The organism is Polynucleobacter sp. AP-Sanab-80-C2 (genome assembly GCF_035012965.1).
In the GTDB taxonomy this organism is placed as follows: domain Bacteria; phylum Pseudomonadota; class Gammaproteobacteria; order Burkholderiales; family Burkholderiaceae; genus Polynucleobacter.
Map to the genome: position 1 here is coordinate 203,611 of NZ_JAYGQS010000002.1, position 21,200 is coordinate 224,810.

Below are 21,200 nucleotides of genomic sequence, written 5' to 3' on the forward strand. Positions count from 1 at the left end.
TAACAACAAACCAACTTACGAAAAAGCATCAGTGCGCAGTGCTTAGACCACATCAACAGAGCTTGGCGCTAACTATTACATTAGCTATTTGAAAACTTCCGAAGAAGCCTTCGTTCTATATATTCTTTAACGGAGTGGGTTGGTAAAACTTAAGTATTTTTTTGGATTTAATTCTGTGTTGCCACATCGATATTGGCAACTATCCATCTTTAGATGGAGGGCTTAAATGTTTGCGTTTGCCTTGGCATTGGCAACGATTAGCTTCTTGTATGCGATTGGGTCTAGCTGACTAATCAATTGGTAATCAACGTTTTGCTTACTTTGTAATTCAGCCAGCTGGGCTTTAAGCTTGACTGGGTCAATATTCTGTATTGCATTGACCGAATCTTGCGCAGTCTTTGCTTGACCTGTAAGTTTATCAGCCTGGGCTGCGAGACGTGTCGAAGTCATCTTGAGCAAGGCTTGACCATTGTTGATCTGGGCTAGAGCGCTATTGAGAGCATTCATTGCTGCTTCAGCGTTTTGCGGTGTATCGAGCTTGATATTACTCATCAGGCCGGTAGTCATCATGCCGTAGATATTGACGCTATTAATGAATGATCTTGAGGCAGGTGTTTTATCAGTACCAATGATGACATTCATACCAGCAGTGCCGGAGAGTAGGTTGGTGCCATTTAAGCCTGCTTTAGTAGCTAGCTTACCAATCTCAGTGACGAGTTGTTGAAATCTAAAATTGAGGTTAATACTGTCAGAAAAACCTAGGGTGGGATTGCTAGCTTGAGCTGCCAGCTGTTGCATCTGCGGCATCAGTTTTAAGATGGAAGTAATTGCAGTTTGCGCAACCCCAATCGTCTTCTGCGCATTCGCAATACTGTCTTGCGGTGTTGCATAACTTTTTGCCGCTGTAGAAAGTTTGGTAACTTCGTCTTGCTGCGCAGTTGTTAGCGTGGCTTTGCCATTCTTTAACTGCGTATTAATCGAATTAATTTTTGTCTGAAAATCTTTTACATAGTTTGTAAAAGTATCAACTAAGGTAGTTTTGGCAATGCTCATAATGATCTTTGATCTTGCCTAGGTTCTGTGTGTTGTTGCTTTGCTTACTGTAGTTAGGTTTGTTGCGTCATTACGCAACAGAGTCAATTATTTTTTGAGCAAAGCAACGGCATCGTTAATCATGCCATCGGCTACTTTGCCAGAATCAACTGTGAACTGACCGCTTTCAATTTCACTGCGGATCATATCGACTTTTTTAGAATCAAACACTGGACTATTAGCAATAGTCGCTTGTAATGCTTGCAACTGACTAGAAAGTGTAGTGATATCAGCAGCAGGTGGCTTTACTGAATTAGCACTAGGCCCAATCGTTGAAGTAGGGTTGCTCTCGCTCGCAGCGGGTTTTTCCACTACGGTGTTCAGCGCGGTCTTCAAAGAATCATTAATTTTCATGGGAACACTTTAGCCTAATTTAGGTACTGCTCGTTTCTCAGTTTTTTGAGTCAAACTATCAAAACACTATACAACTTACTGCCACATCACCTGAACTACTTCTACATCTTCTCTAACGGCTTTATCTAGCCTAACTTTAGCTAAATCCGGCTTTCCTTGGCGCGTTAGAAGAATATAAATTATTGGTTAGCCTACTTGCTTTGGCCGCCTACCTCAACTACGCCATTTTCTTTGGCAATTCCGGTCACAACACTGCCATTACTGACCTTGACTTTGACTAGTTCACCTTCTGAGGCTTCATTTAGAGCCTGACCGTCGGTGCTAATCGAAAATCCCTTGCCGCCACTAGAAACCCTCACAGATTGCCCTTTTTGCACAATCAGGGGCATTTTGAGCATTTCTTTTTTGAGGACTGTGCCTGCTACTAGGGACATTCTGGCGGTTTGACCAATAACACGGTTAAATTCCGTAAAAATGCCAGCTGGCAGGATGGTTAGATCGCCTTTTTGGAGTTGTAATTCATTGGCGGAGATGGTTTGACCCTGTCCAATTGGGGCTCCGGCGACAACATAGTTGGCAATGATGCTCACATTCGCTTGGACATACACGGTCCAAGGTTTAGGTTGGCCGCAGCGCACGCCCACTGTTGTTCTGCCCCAAGCAGCGCTATTTGGGGGAAAAAAGGCTTCTGGAGAAGGGCAATAGGTTAATTGCGTGCCTTCTTCCATCGGAGTAACGGTAATTTCTGGTTTGCCAGGGGAGCCGGCACTTTGGGTGGTCAAAAAGTCTTTCACTTTTTGATTAATGATGCGCAGATTCTGGAAAGCAGGTGGATTACCAGCGTTAGTGGCTGAGTTAGATCCTGGGTTCTGTCCTTGGGCTGGTGCTTGATTTTGTACCTGTGCCCAGCTGATTTTGGGGTAGAGCACCATAAATGAGAGCAACACGCTGGCAATCATGCCAATGATTAAGGTCTCAAAAACATGCAAAAAAGACCCGAAAAGGGGCTTTTCAGTACTTTTCTTGAATTCTAAGGGCGTTTCGTATGAGGAATGCATGCTTAATTCCAGTCCAAAAGGATGGCGAAAACATGATTTTAGGATTTTGGGGGCCAGTCAATGCCTCAATTAGCCGAACTATTACCCCTTTTATTGGCAAATCAAGGAAGGGGTGGGCAAATTACATTAGTGAAAATGCCATAAATAGGTATTTGTAGTGATACAGAACCTATTACGGCTGACTTGAGGATTTCTTTAGGGAAATTGGAGAAATAAATGGATAAATTAGACGCGCTATTTGATTTTAATGCAACCGCCCTGCGGGTGAGGGCCCAACGCCAAGAAATTTTAGCGGCCAATATCGCCAACGCGGATACCCCGAACTATAAAGCACGGGACATCGACTTTGCCGCCTCACTCAAAAAAGCCCTAGAAGCCAATGTGGCTAGTGCTGCTAATAATGCGGCGGTGAGCTCTAACGGCAATATGTCGCTCGCGACTACTCATGGCAAACATATTCCCGGGGGTACTGGCGGCGTTAATGAAGCTGACTTACTCTATCGCCCCTTGATTCAGGGCAGCGTTGACGGTAACTCGGTTGATGGTGAGGTGGAAAGAACAGCCTTCGTCGATAACGCGATTCATTACGAAGCCAATATCACGATGCTCAATGCTCAGATTAAAGACATGACTGCAGCACTCAGTCCTACTTCCTAATTCTTTTCGATAGAACGGTAAATTCAAATGGCCTCCTTACAAAACGTTTTTAATATTTCTAGTTCAGCGATGAGCGCACAGTCGCAGCGCTTAAATACGGTTGCCAGTAACTTAGCGAACGTAGATAGTGCTACTAGCTCAAACGGTCAACCTTACAAAGCCAAGCAAGTTGTTTTTGAAGCAACACCAGTAGGTAGCTCTGGTCATCAAGGCGTCAAAGTCAACAAGGTAATTGAAGATCAGTTACCACCACGTATGGTGCACGATCCAGCAAATCCATTAGCAGATAAAGATGGCTTTGTGGCGATGCCAAACGTGAATGCAACTCAAGAGATGGTGAACATGATTTCGACATCACGCTCTTATCAAAACAACGTTGAAACCATGAACGCTGCAAAAACAATGTTGCAAAGAACATTAACCATTGGTCAAAACTAATAGGGACTAAAGATGAGTGCGATTCAAAATAATACAGTCAGTAACAGTGCAAGCAATAGCGCAAGTAATAGCGCAAGTAATGGCATCAATACCAAATCCATCGGCGGTAGTGCTACTGCAGCCTTGAACGCATCTGCTAGTTCTGCAGCGCAGATCCAAGATCAGTTTATGACCTTGTTGGTTGCGCAAATGAAATATCAAGATCCTACTGATCCAATGAAGAGTGCGGAGATGACCAGTCAAATGGCTCAGATCTCTACAGTAGAAGGCGTCAATAAGCTTAATAGCTCCATGAACTCTCTCTTGTCGCAAATGCAATCGAGTCAGGCATTTCAGGCTTCAGGCCTGGTTGGTAAAAGTGTGCTGGTTCCAGGTAATACATTAAACCTCACAAAAGGACAGGCGACTTTTGGCGTACAACTAGATTCTCCCGCATCTTCCTTGAAGGTCAATATTTTGAACGGCGCAGGTCAGTCAGTCGATGTGATGACATTGGGCCCACAACCTGCCGGTACAGTGCCTTTAGCTTGGGATGGTAAAGATATCAATGGCAATCAGTTACCAGATGGCCCATATAGATTTCAACTAGCAGCTAACGTAGCTGGTAAGAATGTGAATCCAACTGGCTTAGCAACGGCTAATGTCACTGGCATTCTCAATCCTACGGCGAACACCAGCGCACAGATCATGTTGGATAACAACACAACCACCAATATTTCAAATGTGGCGCAGATTCGCTAATTTGTCAGTTAAACACTAATAACCAAAACACTGTTAATCATTAAAGGATTCATATGTCATTTGTCGAAGGATTGAGCGGTTTAAATGCAGCCTCAGAACATTTGAGTGTGTTGGGCAATAACATTGCCAACAGTGCAACGGTCGGCTTTAAAGCTTCGAGTGTTGACTTCACCAATGTATTAGCACGTCACCTTAATGCCGCTAATTCTGGATCACCAGTACAAACTGGGGGTGGGGTACTGGCATCAAATGTGATGCAATCGTTTACCCAAGGTCCGATTAATACAACAACCGTACCACTCAATGCGGCCATTAATGGTCAAGGTATGTTTGCATTACAAGACCCGGTTTTAGGTCAAACAGTCTATACCCGCAATGGTCAATTTACTCAGAACGTCGAAGGTTTCTTGGTGAATGGTTCTGGCTTTCAGGTACTCGATATTGCAGGTGCACCTATTGAGTTACCAGTAGCACCAAATGATATTCGCCCTGGTTCTGCTAACACTAATCAAGTAGATGCGGTTGGCTTCAATTCACCGCTATCACCTTATGGCACTGTTACTTTTGGCGGCTTAAGCTATACCAATACCGATGGCAAAGTATTAACTGCAGCACAAGTAGCCTCTTTATTTAGTGGTCTGCAAGCAGGCGATACACCGGCAACGATTGCAGTGCGCTTTAGTAATTCAAGTACAAACAATTACCCATTATTTACTCCTGCAAACAATACAGTGAGTTTTAATAATCTGGCTGCTAACGAAAGCGTTACCGTTGCTGGACTGACCTTTACCGCTGGTGCATCAGGTGCAACGTCAGCGAATGTGGCAGCAGCATTTACTGGTTTAGCTGATGGCACTGTGAAAAATAGTGTGAGCGTGACTAATGGTGTTCTCAATGGCACATTGGCTGGTGTACAAACAACGAGTGCGCAAGCAAGCAATGGCGCATTAGCGTTTACTAATAGCAATAACACGTTAAATACACAGCTGTCTATCAGCGCTTCGAATGGAAATACTCCAATCGTTGCCAATACAGCACCAGTCATGACGGGTATGTTTGGTGGAGTGTTGAGTAACTACAACACCTTAGCTGCAATACCAGCCAATATTCCAACAACGTACTTAGGTCAAAACATCACACCAGCTCAGCAAGCATATACCAGCTGGGTCCAAGCGACTTTTACTGGATTTGGTGAACAGCCTGCGATTAATGTGACTGCATCTGGTTTCTTGACGGGTTCTATTCCGATGGTGGCGACTAAAACTCCCGGTACCGCTATTGCACATTTAAATACGATGGCGATTAACGAAACGGGCATCATCATTGGTACTTATAGCGATGGCCTTACTAGTGAACTCGCGCAAATTGGTGTGGCAAGCATCCCAAGCTATACCGGTTTGAAGGCAGTGGGTAACGATACCTGGGTAGAGACCTCTAAATCAGGTGCGCCCTTGTTAGGTAGCGTGCAACTGGTCGGTAGCAAGATTCAGGGTTCTGCATTAGAAGGCTCGAACGTGAATCAAACGCAAGATATGGTGGCTTTGTTGGCAGCTCAGCAGGCTTATCAAGCTAGTGCTCAGGTGGTCAAAATTGAAAACCAAATCTATCAAACCCTCATCGGGATGAATGGCTAAGGCGGCTATTAATACTTTGAATGCCAGAGAAAGCTAAGGAGAAACCATGGATCGTGTAATTTATACCGCAATGACTGGAGCCCAACATATCTTGGACCAGCAGGCGACGAACTCCAATAATTTGGCTAACGTATCGACTACTGGCTTTAAGGCGCAGATTGATTCTTTTCTATCTGTACCGATTCAAGGGGGCAGCTTAGACACACGCTCTTTTGTAGTCAATGCTTCAGGCGGCACGGATTTTTCTCCAGGTGCTATTAAACAAACAGGGCGTACTCTGGACGTGGCAATCGAAGGTAAGGGTTGGTTTAGTGTGCAACGCCCTGATGGTACAGAAGGTTTGACCCGTAATGGCTCATTCAAAATTAGTGAGAATGGTATTTTGCAAACCGCTGGTGGCCGCAATGTTCTTGGTGGTGGTGGTCCGATTACGATTCCTCCGAACGTCAATATCTCGATTGGTGCCGATGGCACGATCTCCAGCGTGGATCCTGCTGTGAGTGGTGGTCCTTCTACACCGATTGATGTTATCAAGCTCTCTAATCCTGATGAAAAAAGCTTAGTTCGCGGTGACGATGGATTATTTAAATCTGCTAGTGGTGCTGGTTTTGTAGCTGATCCTACGGTCAAGGTAGTGAATGGCGCATTAGAAGACAGCAACGTGAGTGTGATTCATAGCATGGTCAATATGATTTCGTTGGCGCGTAGCTTTGATATTCAAATGCAACTCATGAAGAATGCTGAGAATAGCGACCAACATGCCGCTCAGCTCTTCAATTTAAGTTAAGACTTTATGTGTCAAGATGCACCTAAATTAAAGGAAATAAGATGATACGCTCGCTCTGGATTTCAAAAACTGGCCTAGAAGCACAACAAACTCAAATGGACGTAATCTCCAATAACTTGGCGAACGTGAGTACTTCTGGCTTTAAAAAATCACGTGCGGTGTTTGAGGATTTGCTCTATCAGACTCTACGTCAGCCTGGTGCGCAGTCATCACAACAAACCCAACTCCCTTCTGGTATGCAAATTGGTACTGGTGTAAAGCCTGTTGCAACTGAGCGCATCTTTACCCAAGGTAACCTACAGCAAACCAGTAACAATACCGATATCGCGATTAATGGTAGCGGCTTTTACCAAGTCTTGATGCCAGATGGCACAACCCAATATACTCGCGATGGTAGTTTTCAGATTAATAGCACTGGTCAGTTAGTGACTTCTAGTGGCTACACCATTCAGCCGCCGATTACGATTCCAGCAAATGCTCAAACCGTTACGGTTGCAGCCGATGGTGTCGTTTCCGTCACCTTGCCAAATACTGTTGCGCAAACGCAAATTGGCCAAATCCAGTTGGCAACCTTTATTAATCCAGCAGGTTTGAGCGCTAAGGGTGAGAACCTCTACGCCGAAACTGCAGCGTCTGGTACGCCAAACCCATCGAATCCTGGAGCTAATGGTACGGGTGTTTTAGTACAGGGTTTTGTGGAAACTTCAAACGTGAATGTCGTTGAAGAAATGGTCAATATGATCCAAACTCAACGCGCATATGAAATCAACAGTAAAGCGATTACAACATCAGATCAGATGTTGCAACGCTTAGCTCAATTAGGCGGCTAATCCAAATGCGTTTAATGTTTAATTCTTGCAACTCCGCTATCAAGCTTGTTAGCGCTGTCTCGGCACTATCCATCTTAGGCGCTTGTGCCGTGACGCCTTCAACCATTACCCAAAACCCTGGTCCCGGTACTACACGACAATTTAATACCCAGAATGCTCCTGGAACAATTTTTAGTACCGCAAGCTACAGACCCATTTTTGAGGGTAATCGTGCGCGTACTGTAGGCGATATTGTCACGATTGTCGTTGCCGAGAGTACTCAAAGTAAAACAACTTTAGATAACTTGTCATCTAAGACTGCCTCATCTACTGCCACTGCAAAAGACCAGTTTGGCAATACGATTAGCCCAACTTGGAGCTGGGCTAACGGCCTCTCCAATGAGAACAAGGGTGGTGGCCAGCAAGACAATACCTTTACCGGAAGTATTGCAGCAACGGTGCTTGAAGTATCACCTAGTGGTTACTTAACTGTCGCGGGTGAAAAGCAAATCGGCTTTGACGAGGGAGCGCAGTTTATTCGCTTCTCAGGAACCGTAAATCCAAAGATGATCACTGTCAACAATACGGTTGATTCCAATACAGTCGCTGATGCTCGTATCGAATATCGTACTAATAACACCATGGATAGTTCTTACATGGCGAGTTCGATCACCCGTTTTTTCAAAACTATGATGCCTTTCTAATTACTTATGTTATTACCAACCAGAACCCACCGTTTTTCATTATTTAGAGCAGATAAAACTCCACAATGGCAAAAAAGCCTAGCGGCGTTCTTAGTGGTCTGCGCTGGTGTTTTGGCAAGCATGGTGATTATTCCTGCAGCGCAAGCAGAGCGCATCAAAGATTTGGCTAATATTCAAGGCGTTCGTAGTAACCAATTAATTGGTTATGGTTTGGTGGTGGGCTTAGATGGTACAGGTGACCAAACTACCCAAACCCCATTCACGCTCCAAAGTACTTTGAATATGTTGCAGTCCTTAGGTGTCACACTGCCGCCAGGTACCTATTCACAAATTCAGTTAAAGAACGTTGCTGCAGTCATTGTGACTGCCAACTTGCCGCCATTTGCGCAAATTGGTCAGAACTTAGACGTGACTGTTTCCGCTATGGGTAATGCCAAAACACTGCGAGGTGGCACACTTTTATTGACCCCTTTAAAGGGTGCTGACGGACAGGTCTATGCAATGTCTCAGGGCAACGTGGTGATTGGGGGCGCAAGCGCATCTGCTAACGGCAGCTCTGCAACGATTAACCAACTCAATGCCGGCCGTATTTCAGCAGGAGCAACCGTTGAAAGAACCATTCCGAGTAATTTGTTGGGCATGGAAATGGTCAGTCTTGAGTTAAGAAGCTCAGACTTTTCTACTGCCAGCATTGTGACTGCGGCCATTAATAAGCGTTTTGGCAAGCCCATTGCTTTTGCCCAAGACTCTAGAGTGATTCAGATTGATCCGAATACTGTCGAGAACGGTAATCGAGTGCAATTCTTAGCTGCCTTAGAAAGTATCGACGTCATTCCTGCCAAGGGTGAGGCGAAGGTTATTCTCAATGCGCGTACTGGTTCAATTGTGCTTAATCAAACGGTTGAGCTAGAGAACTGCGCAGTAGCGCACGGTAACTTGACTGTGGTGATCAGTACAACACCAGTAATCAGCCAGCCAAGCGCATTCTCGAATACGGGCAATACGGTTGAGGCGAAGGTATCTCAAGTGAGCTTGAACCAAGACCCAGGTAATGTGATTCAGTTAGCTGGTGGTGCATCCTTATCTGATGTAGTTCGTGGGCTCAATGCCGTTGGTGCCACACCACAAGACTTGGTCGCCATCTTGCAGGCCATCAAAGCAGCTGGTTCGCTACGTGCTGAGCTTGAGATTATTTAAGCAACACCACCATGGCATTGCCTAGTAACTCTATTTCAGCGTCTGATGTCAGCAATCAACTGGCATTGGATACTAATAGCCTATCTAGTCTCAAAAAATCTGCTAAAGAAAATTCTCCTGAAGCTATAAAGGGAGTCGCAAAGCAATTTGAGGCGATCTTTATCAATATGATGCTCAAAAGTATGCGAGAGGCTAGTCCACAGGATGGTGTCTTTAATACTGAGCAAAATAAACTCTACACCTCCATGTTCGACCAACAGTTGAGCCAAAAACTCTCGTCAGGCAAAGGCATTGGCTTAGCCGACGTCTTGGTTAAACAGCTCAGTAAAGCCGCAGGTATACAAACCGATGCGATCAAGCCAGGGGATGAACCCATTAGCTCAAAAGCACTAGGTCTAAATCGATTTGATACCAATATCAGTTCTAAGGTATCTGCCTATACCTCGGTAGCATCCATGTATGGCAGCACTAAGCCCACTCCCTCATTTATGGATAAGGTCTCCAAACTCTTTAGTTCGCTCGAAGATGCAGGTGACGCAATGGCTTCTTCAGTGGGCAATGCTGTTAAAGAAACCGTTAGCTCATTTACGAACAAAATGTCTAGTTATGCGCAGCAAGCCAGTAATGCTACCGGACTACCAGCACAGTTTATGTTGGGTCAAGCTGCACTAGAAACGGGTTGGGGTAAAAAAGAAATCAAAGGCGCTGATGGTACCCCCAGTAATAATCTATTTGGTATTAAGGCCAGCGGGAATTGGACGGGTAAGACTGTTTCTGCAGTCACGACTGAATTTATCAATGGTGAGAAGCAGACCAGAGTTGAAAAATTTAGAGCCTACGACTCTTATGCAGACTCATTTAAAGATTTCGCGAACCTGATTTCGAGTAACCCGCGTTACCAGAATGTCTTAAACAATCTGAGTAACATCAACAGTTATGCCGATGCAATGGCCAAAGCAGGGTATGCAACTGATCCTGATTACGCTAAGAAGTTGGCTAGCGTGATCAAGCGGGTAGGCAATCCCTCTTAGGGAATGCTTCTGAATAAGTCGCTTTAGTGACTTTATTGCAGCCACTCTTTGAGTGGCAGCAACTGCTCATCAATAAACGCTTCCAATATAAAACGGTCTGCGCCACCGAGATTGGGGTTGATATGCTTATACAAAAGAAAGGTAATCATTTGGATGGCATTTTTACGAAACTCATTCGGAAACATGACATTGACTTGCAGATTCGAGGCTGCCAAGACGCTTTTGGAGTCCAGGGACCTGAGCTCCGGAATCAGCGATTTTTGACCATCCATCATCTTTACCAAAGCAGCCTTGTATTCAGCCCCACTGCGCATCGCATCATTAAAAGCCTGGCATAAGAGGCGGGCAGCTCGTTTGTCGGCTACCCTGATTTTGGAGGCACTGGTTTTCATGGGATTTGGGCTATAAAGTCCTGAGATACCGCTTCATTTTAGAAGATGTCATAATGCCATGACTATTCAGATGTAATGTATTCAAAACTATTAAAACTGGACCCTGTATGGCTGCTTTAACCGAATCCGAGCTCATTGAAAGATTATGCAGAACCTTTAACACCCAGTTTTCTGGTAACCGTAATGCCATGCAATCCCTGGCAACGACTATTGAAGTCTCAGAAAATTTACACCCTGGATTACGGGGTCTGAATGGCAAGAATTTTTTATCCTCATTCACAGATCGTATGAATGTTTGGCACCCAGATGAGGTGAGAGCACTCGTGATTGATATGTTGATTCATTTGGTCAAAGAAAAAATTACTACGGATTCATCAAAACAAGCCCTCAGCAGAGAAATTGACGGCTACTTATTGCCTATCAAATTTTGGTGATGTGAACAGGCTCATTGCAGTTATTCAGGATGAGACTGGAAATGACCTCTTCATGAGACGCAAGATTGAGGGCTAGACTCTCAACGAACTGCATCTTGATAGCCATTATTAAACTGGTGGGTTATTCACTATTAGTTAGTGGTGATATACAGTAATATTTCCCGATCGGGAATATATGCCTATAATTTGAGCAAATAATCTATAAATTTCCCGATCAGGAAATTATGTTGAAAAAATAGGCATATTTGATTAAAATTTCCCGAACAGGAAATATTTATGAGCATATCCATTCAAAATTCAACAGATTTAGGTAGTCTGATCCGTGAAACTCGTAGGCGTTTGAAATTGACTCAACCACAATTGGCGCTCGCCGCTAACGTGGGGGTAAGGTTCATCGTTGAACTGGAGGCGGGTAAACCCACGCTTAGATTGGAAAATATTCTCAGGGTGTTGCAAGCCTTGGGTGGTGTATTAAGCGTAGAGGGCATGGACCCATTTATTGTAAACAAGCAAGAGGGTGCGCGCTAAATGGTTCGAGAACTAAACGTCTGGTTTTTTGGTGAGTGCGTTGGTGTGCTAACTCAAGACGAGGGTTATCTGTCTTTTCGATATTTACCTCAATGGCTAGAATCAAAAAATGCTAAGCCTCTTTCGCACTCTTTGCCTTTAATTCCCGAATCATTTGGCGACAAGATTACAAAACCTTTTTTTGCTGGCTTATTGCCAGAGGGTGAGAAGCGTGCTGCAGTAGCCAGCATCTTAAAAGTATCCAGTAAAAATGATTTTGCATTATTGGATGGTATTGGGGGTGAGTGTGCAGGTGCATTGATTTTATTGGAGCCTGGTCAAATACCTCCTCTAGAAGCGCATGCAAGTGAATCGATAGAGTGGCTTAAGGAAGATCAATTACTTGGAGTCCTAGAGAAGCTGCCGAAGCGACCATTGCTTGCTGGAGAGTCCGGATTAAGACTTTCTCTTGCAGGAGCCCAAGAGAAGTTACCGGTAGTTGTTAGAGAGGTGCAGAGTGAGGTTGCTCGAGGTAATTATTTTGAAATTGGCCTACCAAAAAATAATATTCCCAGCTCGTACATACTTAAGCCAGAGATATCGGATGTGGATGGAAGTGTTTATAACGAAGCCTTTTGCCTTGCCTTGGCTAAGGAGCTAAAGCTAAGTGCAGCTACCGCTCAGATTGGCTGCACAAAAGGTAAAACGTATTTGTTGGTAGAACGATATGACCGTTTTTGTGACAGCAATGGACTATTAACAAGATTGCACCAAGAAGATTTTTGTCAGGCATTGAGTGTGGGTCCAGAGTTTAAATACCAAAATGAGGGTGGGCCATCTATTGTCGATGGATTTGCATTGGTACGTAAGGTCACCACACCGAGTGCCCCTAATCTTTTGAGGCTACTGGACTACATCATCTTTAATTGCTTGGTTGGTAACAACGATGCCCACGCAAAGAACTTTTCATTACTATATGGTCGAAATGGAATTCAATTAGCGCCACTCTATGACGTGTTATCAACAGCGGTCTATCCAGGCCTTACCGATAGTATGGCCATGAAGATTGGCAGCAAATACCGCTTCGATGAATTGCATGCACGCCATTGGGTACAGATGGCCGAATCAGCCCAGTTAGGTGCACCTCAATTAAAGAGGAGAGTACTTGAGATCGCTGATGTATTGCCAGGACTTGCGCAGAGTCTTCACACTCAATTCAAAGCCAATGACTTGGATCACCAAATTCTTGGTCAAATTACTTCATTGATTGAGGAGCGCTGTAAAACAACAATCAAGCGCTTTGCTATCAGCGAGTAAATACATAATGACTGGCGGAGATCAATTTTTGAAGTGAGCAATTTTCTCTTGATTAAGCTAGTCGCCGATCAATTAGAAAGGCGAAGAACTTATAGCTCAGTTTTATTTTTTAATCGCCATTTCTTTCATTTTGTCCCGCATACCCTTTAATTCAAACTCGACACTTTCTACGCGGGTGCTGACACTGACCACTTTTTCACGGGTTGATTCAAAGGCATCAATGGCATTTCGAGCTTCAGCCTGATTTTCCTCAATAATTCTAAATATAGTTTTGATTACTTTTTCTTGCTTATCAATCGCATCACTCAGCTTGACCACAAAAGCAGCAATACCGATCACCATGATGATCAAAATGACAAAGAGGAGGGGGCCGAGTAGATCGAGGAATGACATAGGGTGAGATTATAGCGTCAGTGTGTTTCTGCAGTTACAGATGATTCTTATATCACTATTTTATTGACTCTTGGTTTCCATGGGCTGAGTCTGAGGCAGTATCGCTGGTTGGGCTAATGGTTGGGCTAACTTAGCAGGAGTAATATCTGAGCCTGGTTGTTGACCAGAATCACTTAATAACAAAATAGAGACCCTTCTATTTTTTGCTTTACCCGCCGCAGTGTCATTGGACTCTATCGGTCTGGATGAGCCAAATCCGGTTGCACTCAAGCGTGCCTCACTAATGCCTTTTTGATTCAAGATATTGAGAACGGTAGTTGCCCTGATAGCGGAGAGCTCCCAGTTGGAGTTGAAGGCTTTGGTATTGATGGGTTGGTTATCAGTGTGACCTTCAATATCAATCGCTTGATCACTTTTGGCTAGAATAGGGGCAATTTGCGCTAGCGTATTGAGCGCCGCAGGGCTAGTGACACTGGCTGATCCAGGGCTAAATAAATAGCTATCAATGATGTCAATGCGCACGCCTTTAGAGGTTTGCATGACGCCAATCTTGCCATCTTCAATCAGCGGTTTTAAAGCCGTAGTCAGGTCTTTTTCAACCCGATTCATCTTCTCCCGCTTGATAAAAGCCATGTCACGTTTGAGTCTAATGAGACCCAGGGGGTCAATCAAGATAGGGCTTGATTCAGTTTGAGTCCCTGCGATCTCTCCACTAGGCTTTATTTTGGCATTGATTTTGCTATCACCCTCAGTCGTTTGTACTGGCGCAAAAGCCGATATCAGGGAATTGGACAAGGCATCATACTTTTTCTCATTAATGCTTGAGCTAGCGTACATCACCACAAAAAAGGCAAAGAGCAGGGTGATGAAATCGGCGTAGGATACCAACCAGCGATCATGGTGTTCGTGATCTTCTGGGCGTTTACGTCGCTTTAAGGGAGGATTTTTAAAGGAGGTATCCAGACAAACGGTCCTCTATCACCTTGGTATGTTCGCCATAAGCAATCGATGCTAAAGACTCAACTAACATCTCGTATTTTGAGACCTCAAGTTGTAATAGGGTTTTGAGTTTATTGGCAATCGGAATGAACACCAGGTTAGCTAAGCCCACACCGTAAATCGTTGATACGAAGGCGATTGCAATGCCGCTACCCAGCAATGTCGGATCAGATAGGTTTTCCATCACATGGATCAAGCCCATCACTGCTGCCAAAATACCAATCGTGGGAGCATAGCCACCCGCAGAATCCCAAATCTTGATCGCATTACGCTCATGTAGTTCATATTGATAAATATCATTGGCGCCAATTTCTTTAATGGTTTGCGGTGGGGCGCCATCAATGGCTAAACGGAGAATCTTTTTCACAAAAGGATCGGGCGTCTCAACCATGAAGTTTTCTAACTTTAAGACACCTTCTTTTCTAACCACCATACTCCAGTGAGAAATTTCCATTGCCAAAGCAGTGCGCTGATCAATGGGCTCTACAAAGACATATTTGAGTTTGGCAATGCCGCTACGAAAATTAACGGGGCGACTTTGCAGTAAAACCGCACCAAAAGTGCCAAAGGTCACAATAAAAAAGGCTGAAGGCTGGAGTAGTGATCCAATTCTGCCGCCATCAATCGATTGACCAATCAAAATACCAATGAGTGCAAGTGCAATACCGCCTAGGCTGGCCCAGTCCATAATTTCTCTTTTAAGGTTGCGCGTATCCGAGCGACTGCTTGGCTATGCATTTGGGAAACACGGGATTCAGTGACGCTCATGACAGCGCCAATTTCTTTTAAGTTGAGTTCTTGTTCGTAATACAAGCCCATTAACATTTTTTCTCGTTCTGGCAAGGCGTCAATCGACTGCTTCAGGGCTTCTTTAAAGTCTTTGGACAGTAAGCCATTAATGACATCACTTTTATTATTCTGAATAAAGCGATCTAAGAAGTGATCTTCTTCTTCGCCCTTATGGACATCTTCAAAATAAATGAGTTGATGGCCACTACAGTCAGTCAGCATCTGAAAGTAATCGGCAATATCAAGCTTGAGCTTTTTGGCAACTTCGCTTTCTGAAGGAGCTCTGCCAAGGCTTTGTTGCAAGCTAGCAATCGCTTTTTCAACATCGCGCATTTGTTTACGAACATTGCGAGGCAACCAGTCCGCATTACGCAGTTCATCCATGATCGCCCCATGAATGCGCTGGGTCGCATAGGTCTTGAACTGGGCACCTTGATTATCTTGGTACTTACCGGCGGCATCTAATAGACCCATCATGCCCGCTTGGATCAAATCATCTGCTTCCACACTAGCCGGTAATTTGGCCTTGATCTGATAAGCCATCTTCTTGACCAGGTCGGCGTATTGATGGACCAGAGTTTCTTTCTGGTCTGTTTTTCCGTCGGCCTTGTACATGATCTTATTGAGTAGGGGCTATACCAAATTGGGTAGTAAAAATAGGGTCTCTAGTAATCATGCGTGTCACTACAGGGGATGAGTCCATGACGACTGGGCTTACCCAACTGTTGCTTAGTGTACTAAAACCCATGATTTCCAGTTGAATCTGTGAAAAAGCCCGGCTGGCATGCTTGAGGTTGCGAAAGACGGTCTTCGCAGTCTCAGGATTTTGGGCGCTCACGATGATCCCAAAGACCCGGTTTTCAGGGCTTTTCGCCAATAATTTGATGATCCCAAAGGCACGCTTAATAGACTCTGAGCTTTGCGCCAACTTGAGTACGATTTGATGCTGGTTCAAAAGGGCTAAGGGAAGCTCTTGGGTATGATCCAGACTCATATCGATAAAGTGGATATTGCTCCTATCGATTTCCTTGACCAAATCGGACAATAGGTAGCCTTTGCCTTGGGCTAGCTTCGCACCCAAGCTTTTGATAGCACAAGCCTTGGTAGGCATCAAAATTCGTCTGAGGCCCTCTGCTTGATCGCGTGGATTAAGCATATTGTGCTTGCCCTAATGTCATGACGCTAGATTTGCTGAAAAAAGCGGGCAAGTCTTCTGGTCTGACAATCGAGAGGTGATCGCTAGAGTCTTCTTGTTTGAAGGCTTCTTCAATCAAAGCGATTTTATCTACCAGAGCAATGTCTTCTGGAACGCGCTGACCATTAGTGAGATAGAGTACTTTGAGCTTGTTTTGCAAGATAACATTGATTACGCTTCCCAAACCAATGGCTTCATCTGCCTTAGTGATGATGCAACCATCTAAACCTCTGCCAGCAAAAGCCTTGCTAACATTATTGAGGGTATCTAAGGTACCGCTAGCATTTAAGCAAATGATTTTTTTGATATCGCGTGATGCCTCGCAGAGCATATCGAGTTGGCTGCTGACCATCTTATCTTTTTGGCTCAAACCGGCCATATCGATCAGAACGAGTTTTTTGTCTTGCAACTTCTCTAAAGTTTGTTGTAATTCTTGAGCATCTTTAGCGGCAAACACTTCCACACCCAAAATCTTGCCATAAATGCGTAATTGCTCATGGCCGCCAATACGGTAGGTGTCGGTGCTCACTAAGGCAATGTCTTGGTTGCCATGTTTGAGGACAAAGCGTGAAGCAATTTTGGCGATCGTCGTAGTCTTACCAACGCCAGTAGGCCCAAGCAAAGCATAGATACCATGTTGATTCATGATCTCTGCTTCATTTTCTAGAACTTGCATATTCTTGGCGAGTAAGTTCATTGCCCAAGGTTTAGCTTCTTTAGCTGAAAAATCAGACGGTAATTTGCCAATGACGCGTTTAGCTAAATCTAAATTAAAGCCAGCAGATAAAAACTGGCTCATCAAATCACGCTTATTCGGGCTGAACTCGAGGGTGCTATTAGAGAGGGTTTCTAACTGTGCCTGAAACTGGTTGCGCATCTCGCGCATCTCCTTGAGCATTCCTTGAATCTGTGGATGGTTGATGATCTCTACAGGCTGCTCTTTAGGTACCATGACTTCCATATGAGAAGGAGTCAACTCCACAGGAGTAGCGGTCACCTTTGAGGTAGATCTACCATTAAGTAAATCGACCGTCTCTTGTACCTTTTTAGCTTGCAAGGCTTTTTCTGCCTTTTCCTTAGCACTGCTGACGCTGTCGAGTAGCTTGGAGCCTGGAAGGGTGATCGATTCACTGCGTGCCAAAATTTCGGTCCAGCCGTTAATCGAACGATTAGAAATAATGGTAGCGTCTTCACCAAGCTCTTCTTTGACTTGCATCAAAGCCTGACGAGTCGTTTTGGCTAGAAATTTTTTCATGGTCATACTGAACCTCCAATTAAGTTGGCAACACGGATAGTTTTAGAATCGGGTAATTCTTCATGAGACAGCACACGTAAGTTAGGTGTGACTCTCTTCAAAAATTTGGCTAAGGTAGCGCGTAAGGGTGAAGCAACGAGCAATACTGGAGAGTGTCCGTTTCTCTCTTGCTCTTTGGCGGCTTCATTCGCCTCATTGGCAAGGGTTTTGGCAATACCAGGCTCAATCGAGCTATTGTCACCAGAACCCGTGACTGCTTGCATCAATAAACGCTCAAGATTGTTCTCTAATGAAATCACTGACATCTCATTGCTATTGGGGAAGAGTTGCTGCGTAATCGCGCGACCCAATTTCACTCTGACTTTGGCAGTCAGATCAGCGGGATCTTGAGTATGAGGTGCGTATTCAATCAGCGTTTCCATAATGGTGCGCATATCGCGGATGGTGACACCTTCAGCTAAGAGGTTTTGCAGTACTTTTTGCACTACTGAGATGGTGAGTAATTTTGGAATCAGGTCTTCAACCAATTTTGGCGACTCTTTGCCGAGTAAGGTTACTAATTGTTGAACCTCTTGATGACCTAATAGCTCTGAAGCATGCATGCCCACCACATGATTTAGGTGAGTAGCAATTACGGTGCTGGCGTCTACAACGGTATAGCCTTTACTTTGTGCTTCTTCGCGTAGTGAGTGATCAATCCAAGTAGCTGGCAAATCGAAAGCAGGGTCTGAAGTGACAGGACCAGGTAATTCACCGGTGACATTGCCAGGGTTGATCGCCAAGAACTGACCGTAGTGAGATTCGCCTTTAGCAATTTCAACGCCCTTGAGTTTGATTACATAGGCGGAAGGCTTGAGATCTAGGTTGTCACAAATATGCACAGGCGGGGTTAAGAAACCCACATCTTGAGCAAACTTTTTACGCAAGGCCTTGATCCGCTTAATTAAATCGCCACCATGGCGTGCATCGACTAGCGGCACTAAGCGAAAGCCGACTTCAAGACCCAAAGCATCAACTGGCATGACATCATCCCAAGTCGCATCGATAGACTCTTGCGCCACTTCTTCGCTGGCTTTTGTCTCTGACTCCAGCAGTTTTTTGGTTTGACTCTTCAATGAGTAAGCAATACCGCCAAGGGTGGCTGCAAGCAATAGGAATGCCAAATTGGGCATGCCAGGAATGAGACCCATGCCGCCAATAATGATGGCGGTGATATTGAGAACCTTGGGATTAGTAAAGAGTTGCTTGGTCAACTGTGTACCAATATCTTGATTATTGGCTACGCGCGATACCACGATACCAGCAGCAACAGAAATAATGAGTGATGGAATTTGCGCGACTAAGCCATCACCAATGGCTAGCAGAGTGTAATTTTTTACCGCATCACTAAAGCTCAAATCATGCTGGAGCATGCCGACAATCAGGCCGCCCAAAATATTAATGACGATGACGAGGATGCCCGCAATCGCATCACCACGCACATATTTAGAGGCACCATCCATAGCACCATAAAACTCTGCTTCTTGACCAATTTCAGCGCGGCGGCTACGAGCTTCGTCTTGTCCAATCAGGCCTGCATTGAGATCAGCATCAATCGCCATTTGCTTACCTGGCATTGCATCTAAAGTAAAACGAGCACCCACTTCAGCAATACGACCAGCACCTTTGGTAACCACCGTAAAGTTAATGATGGTCAAAATAATGAAGACCACGATACCGACAGCGTAGTTACCACCAATCAAGAAATGACCAAATGCTTCGATTACCTTACCAGCCGCTGCGGGACCGGTATGACCTTCTGTTAATACTAAGCGGGTAGAGGCCACGTTCAAGCTGAGGCGCAACATGGTGGTGACTAAGAGTACTGTTGGAAAGGCTAAAAAATCCAAAGGCTTGGAAGTTTGCAGTCCAATCATCAATACCAAAATAGACAAGGCAATGTTGAAGGTGAATAAAAGATCTAAGCCAATTGCCGGTATCGGCAAAATCATCATGGCTAGCAACAGCACAATGATGATAGGACCCGCAACAGTCTTGCTGTTGAGGCTTTTAAGAGAGTCTAAAAATTGTGTGAAGTTCATGATGCAAGCTCAAGTTGCTTACTGCTAGATAAAGGATCTAATTCATCGGGCACAACAATGTTGTGCGGTTGAGTTGGGTACGCACCGCTGCGACCATTGAAGTTCTTGACCTGGAATACAAAGGCCAAAATCTCAGCAACCGCGAGGTATAAAGATTCTGGAATTTCTGCATCAAGCTCCGTATTAGCGTAAATCGCACGCGCAAGCTTAGGTGATTCCAGGATCAAAATTTCATGTTCTTTGGCAATCTCCCGAATGCGTAGCGCTAAGGTGTCGGTACCCTTTGCTAACAGCATTGGTGCTCGCATATCACCTTCTTTGTATTGAATAGCAACCGAGTAGTGCGTAGGGTTGGTGATAATCACATCTGCTTTTTGCACATTAGACATCATGCGGCGGCGTGACATCTCTCTTTGTTGTTGACGAATCTTGGCTTTGATTTCGGGGTTACCGTTACCTTCTTTAGATTCTTGTTTTAATTCTTGACGGCTCATCTTGTGTTTTTCAGCGTAGCTATACAACTGATACGGCACGTCAACCAAAGCAATGGCTACCAAGGCACCCACAATAAAAATAAATGACTGCACCAGAAATAAACCGGTCTTTGCTAAACCGACCTCTACTGGAATGAGTGAGAGGGTGATCAGCTCTGCAAAATCAGCAGCAATAACGTAATAGGCCACTATGCCAATGAGCGTTGCCTTGGCGATGGATTTAAACAGTTCTACTAAAGAATTTTTAGAAAAGAGATTGCCCATACCTTTGATGGGATCCAGTCTTTCAAAGTTAGGAACTAATAAGTTGGTACTGAAGTTCCAGCCGCCCACCAATACTGGCGCTGCTAAAGCGGCAATGGTTAAAGCAAAGCCTAGTGGAGCAAAGGCAATTAACAAGTCGATGATTTGATCGGATAGGCGTCCAAGACCTGCTTCAGTGTTAAATGCTAGTCTGCTATCAAAGGTTAAGCCATTACTTAAGAGATCTTTGAGGGAAGCATTTAGGTGCGAGCCTAAGCCCCAGATAGATAGTCCGGCAGTAAACAGCAAGACGCAAGTCGCCAATTCCCTTGAGCGAGGAACGTCACCCTCTTCGTACGCTTTTTCTAGTCGCGTCGACGAGGCCTGTTCTGATTTTTCTAAATCGCTTTCTTCTGCCACCGCTACACCTTAAAAAGGATTAATTTGCTGATAAATGATTTTCAGCGAGCGGGGTGTAAATGAATTGCTGGAAAAGGGGGGTGAACCCCCCTTAATTCAAGCTTCTAAAACTGGGATTATTAGCAATAGATAGCTAAAAACACCGGTTTTAGTCAGATTTTTGGGTAAAAAACTTACCC

At 44.6% G+C, this 21,200-nt stretch carries 24 protein-coding genes; 12 read left to right on the forward strand and 12 right to left on the reverse strand.

Annotated features, from left to right (window positions below; all coding sequences use genetic code 11):
• Positions 1 to 222: 222 nt before the first annotated feature.
• The 3 genes from VC178_RS04215 to flgA form a co-directional block, all read right to left on the reverse strand.
• Positions 223 to 1,053 carry a hypothetical protein gene (locus VC178_RS04215; protein WP_323481695.1) on the reverse strand — a complete coding sequence of 277 codons (831 nt, stop codon included), beginning with the start codon at positions 1,051 to 1,053 and terminating at the stop codon, positions 223 to 225.
• A gap of 87 nt (positions 1,054 to 1,140) precedes the next feature.
• A complete protein-coding gene (gene flgM, locus VC178_RS04220; RefSeq protein WP_215320196.1) occupies positions 1,141 to 1,446 on the reverse strand; it encodes a flagellar biosynthesis anti-sigma factor FlgM in 306 nt (101 codons plus the stop codon).
• A gap of 191 nt (positions 1,447 to 1,637) precedes the next feature.
• Positions 1,638 to 2,504 (reverse strand): flagellar basal body P-ring formation chaperone FlgA, encoded by an 867-nt coding sequence (gene flgA, locus VC178_RS04225; protein ID WP_323481696.1) that lies wholly within the window; start codon positions 2,502 to 2,504, stop codon positions 1,638 to 1,640.
• 216 nt (positions 2,505 to 2,720) lie between these two features.
• Here flgA and flgB point away from each other — a divergent pair, with 216 nt between their 5' ends.
• From flgB to flgJ, 9 genes are all read left to right on the forward strand, one after another.
• The gene (flgB, locus tag VC178_RS04230; RefSeq protein ID WP_088526016.1) at positions 2,721 to 3,161 is read left to right on the forward strand and encodes a flagellar basal body rod protein FlgB; all 441 of its coding nucleotides are present in this window, start codon (positions 2,721 to 2,723) and stop codon (positions 3,159 to 3,161) included.
• A 27-nt stretch (positions 3,162 to 3,188) separates the two neighbouring features.
• Complete coding sequence (gene flgC, locus VC178_RS04235; protein WP_088526015.1) at positions 3,189 to 3,599, forward strand: flagellar basal body rod protein FlgC; 411 nt, start codon at positions 3,189 to 3,191, stop codon at positions 3,597 to 3,599.
• A gap of 12 nt (positions 3,600 to 3,611) precedes the next feature.
• Positions 3,612 to 4,340 (forward strand): flagellar hook assembly protein FlgD, encoded by a 729-nt coding sequence (locus VC178_RS04240; RefSeq protein ID WP_323481697.1) that lies wholly within the window; start codon positions 3,612 to 3,614, stop codon positions 4,338 to 4,340.
• A 53-nt stretch (positions 4,341 to 4,393) separates the two neighbouring features.
• Positions 4,394 to 5,974, forward strand: a complete 1,581-nt coding sequence (locus VC178_RS04245; RefSeq protein WP_323481698.1) for a flagellar hook-basal body complex protein — start codon at positions 4,394 to 4,396, stop codon at positions 5,972 to 5,974.
• A 46-nt stretch (positions 5,975 to 6,020) separates the two neighbouring features.
• Complete coding sequence (gene flgF / locus VC178_RS04250) at positions 6,021 to 6,761, forward strand: flagellar basal-body rod protein FlgF (protein WP_088526012.1); 741 nt, start codon at positions 6,021 to 6,023, stop codon at positions 6,759 to 6,761.
• Between the two features lie 41 nt (positions 6,762 to 6,802).
• Complete coding sequence (gene flgG / locus VC178_RS04255; protein ID WP_112294522.1) at positions 6,803 to 7,591, forward strand: flagellar basal-body rod protein FlgG; 789 nt, start codon at positions 6,803 to 6,805, stop codon at positions 7,589 to 7,591.
• A 5-nt stretch (positions 7,592 to 7,596) separates the two neighbouring features.
• Positions 7,597 to 8,274 (forward strand): flagellar basal body L-ring protein FlgH, encoded by a 678-nt coding sequence (locus VC178_RS04260; protein ID WP_323481699.1) that lies wholly within the window; start codon positions 7,597 to 7,599, stop codon positions 8,272 to 8,274.
• Positions 8,275 to 8,394: 120 nt separating this feature from the next.
• Complete coding sequence (locus VC178_RS04265) at positions 8,395 to 9,471, forward strand: flagellar basal body P-ring protein FlgI (RefSeq protein WP_251372144.1); 1,077 nt, start codon at positions 8,395 to 8,397, stop codon at positions 9,469 to 9,471.
• 11 nt (positions 9,472 to 9,482) lie between these two features.
• A complete protein-coding gene (flgJ, locus tag VC178_RS04270) occupies positions 9,483 to 10,502 on the forward strand; it encodes a flagellar assembly peptidoglycan hydrolase FlgJ (RefSeq protein WP_323481700.1) in 1,020 nt (339 codons plus the stop codon).
• A 32-nt stretch (positions 10,503 to 10,534) separates the two neighbouring features.
• Here flgJ and VC178_RS04275 read toward each other — a convergent pair whose 3' ends face one another.
• Positions 10,535 to 10,894: a hypothetical protein gene (locus tag VC178_RS04275; RefSeq protein WP_323481701.1), complete on the reverse strand. Its 360-nt coding sequence runs from the start codon at positions 10,892 to 10,894 to the stop codon at positions 10,535 to 10,537.
• A 107-nt stretch (positions 10,895 to 11,001) separates the two neighbouring features.
• Between VC178_RS04275 and VC178_RS04280 the strand changes: the two genes are divergently transcribed.
• The 3 genes from VC178_RS04280 (at position 11,002) to VC178_RS04290 (ending at position 13,152) form a co-directional block, all read left to right on the forward strand.
• A complete protein-coding gene (locus tag VC178_RS04280) occupies positions 11,002 to 11,328 on the forward strand; it encodes a hypothetical protein (RefSeq protein ID WP_112294526.1) in 327 nt (108 codons plus the stop codon).
• A gap of 276 nt (positions 11,329 to 11,604) precedes the next feature.
• Positions 11,605 to 11,856, forward strand: a complete 252-nt coding sequence (locus VC178_RS04285; protein WP_323481702.1) for a helix-turn-helix transcriptional regulator — start codon at positions 11,605 to 11,607, stop codon at positions 11,854 to 11,856.
• Complete coding sequence (locus VC178_RS04290) at positions 11,857 to 13,152, forward strand: type II toxin-antitoxin system HipA family toxin (RefSeq protein WP_323481703.1); 1,296 nt, start codon at positions 11,857 to 11,859, stop codon at positions 13,150 to 13,152.
• Positions 13,153 to 13,254: 102 nt separating this feature from the next.
• Here the strand turns inward: VC178_RS04290 and VC178_RS04295 are convergent, their stop codons facing one another.
• From VC178_RS04295 to flhB, 8 genes are read right to left on the reverse strand one after another with little or no spacing between them, the layout of a single operon-like run.
• On the reverse strand, positions 13,255 to 13,545 hold the full coding sequence (locus VC178_RS04295) for a hypothetical protein (protein ID WP_088526004.1): 291 nt from the start codon (positions 13,543 to 13,545) through the stop codon (positions 13,255 to 13,257).
• A gap of 60 nt (positions 13,546 to 13,605) precedes the next feature.
• The gene (gene motD / locus VC178_RS04300) at positions 13,606 to 14,508 is read right to left on the reverse strand and encodes a flagellar motor protein MotD (protein WP_323481821.1); all 903 of its coding nucleotides are present in this window, start codon (positions 14,506 to 14,508) and stop codon (positions 13,606 to 13,608) included.
• Positions 14,492 to 15,232, reverse strand: coding sequence for a flagellar motor protein (locus tag VC178_RS04305; protein ID WP_088526002.1), 741 nt, complete (start codon positions 15,230 to 15,232; stop codon positions 14,492 to 14,494). Before VC178_RS04305 ends, motD begins: the two co-directional genes overlap by 17 nt.
• Positions 15,214 to 15,948, reverse strand: a complete 735-nt coding sequence (locus VC178_RS04310; RefSeq protein ID WP_088526001.1) for an RNA polymerase sigma factor FliA — start codon at positions 15,946 to 15,948, stop codon at positions 15,214 to 15,216. Before VC178_RS04310 ends, VC178_RS04305 begins: the two co-directional genes overlap by 19 nt.
• 4 nt (positions 15,949 to 15,952) lie before the next feature.
• Entirely contained in the window at positions 15,953 to 16,489 is a 537-nt protein-coding gene (locus tag VC178_RS04315; protein ID WP_323481704.1) for a hypothetical protein, read from the reverse strand.
• On the reverse strand, positions 16,482 to 17,789 hold the full coding sequence (gene flhF / locus VC178_RS04320) for a flagellar biosynthesis protein FlhF (RefSeq protein ID WP_323481705.1): 1,308 nt from the start codon (positions 17,787 to 17,789) through the stop codon (positions 16,482 to 16,484). The genes VC178_RS04315 and flhF overlap by 8 nt, the downstream gene beginning before the upstream one ends.
• Complete coding sequence (gene flhA / locus VC178_RS04325) at positions 17,786 to 19,864, reverse strand: flagellar biosynthesis protein FlhA (protein ID WP_088525998.1); 2,079 nt, start codon at positions 19,862 to 19,864, stop codon at positions 17,786 to 17,788. Before flhA ends, flhF begins: the two co-directional genes overlap by 4 nt.
• Positions 19,861 to 21,021: a flagellar biosynthesis protein FlhB gene (gene flhB / locus VC178_RS04330; RefSeq protein ID WP_215296772.1), complete on the reverse strand. Its 1,161-nt coding sequence runs from the start codon at positions 21,019 to 21,021 to the stop codon at positions 19,861 to 19,863. The genes flhA and flhB overlap by 4 nt, the downstream gene beginning before the upstream one ends.
• Positions 21,022 to 21,200: the final 179 nt, after the last annotated feature.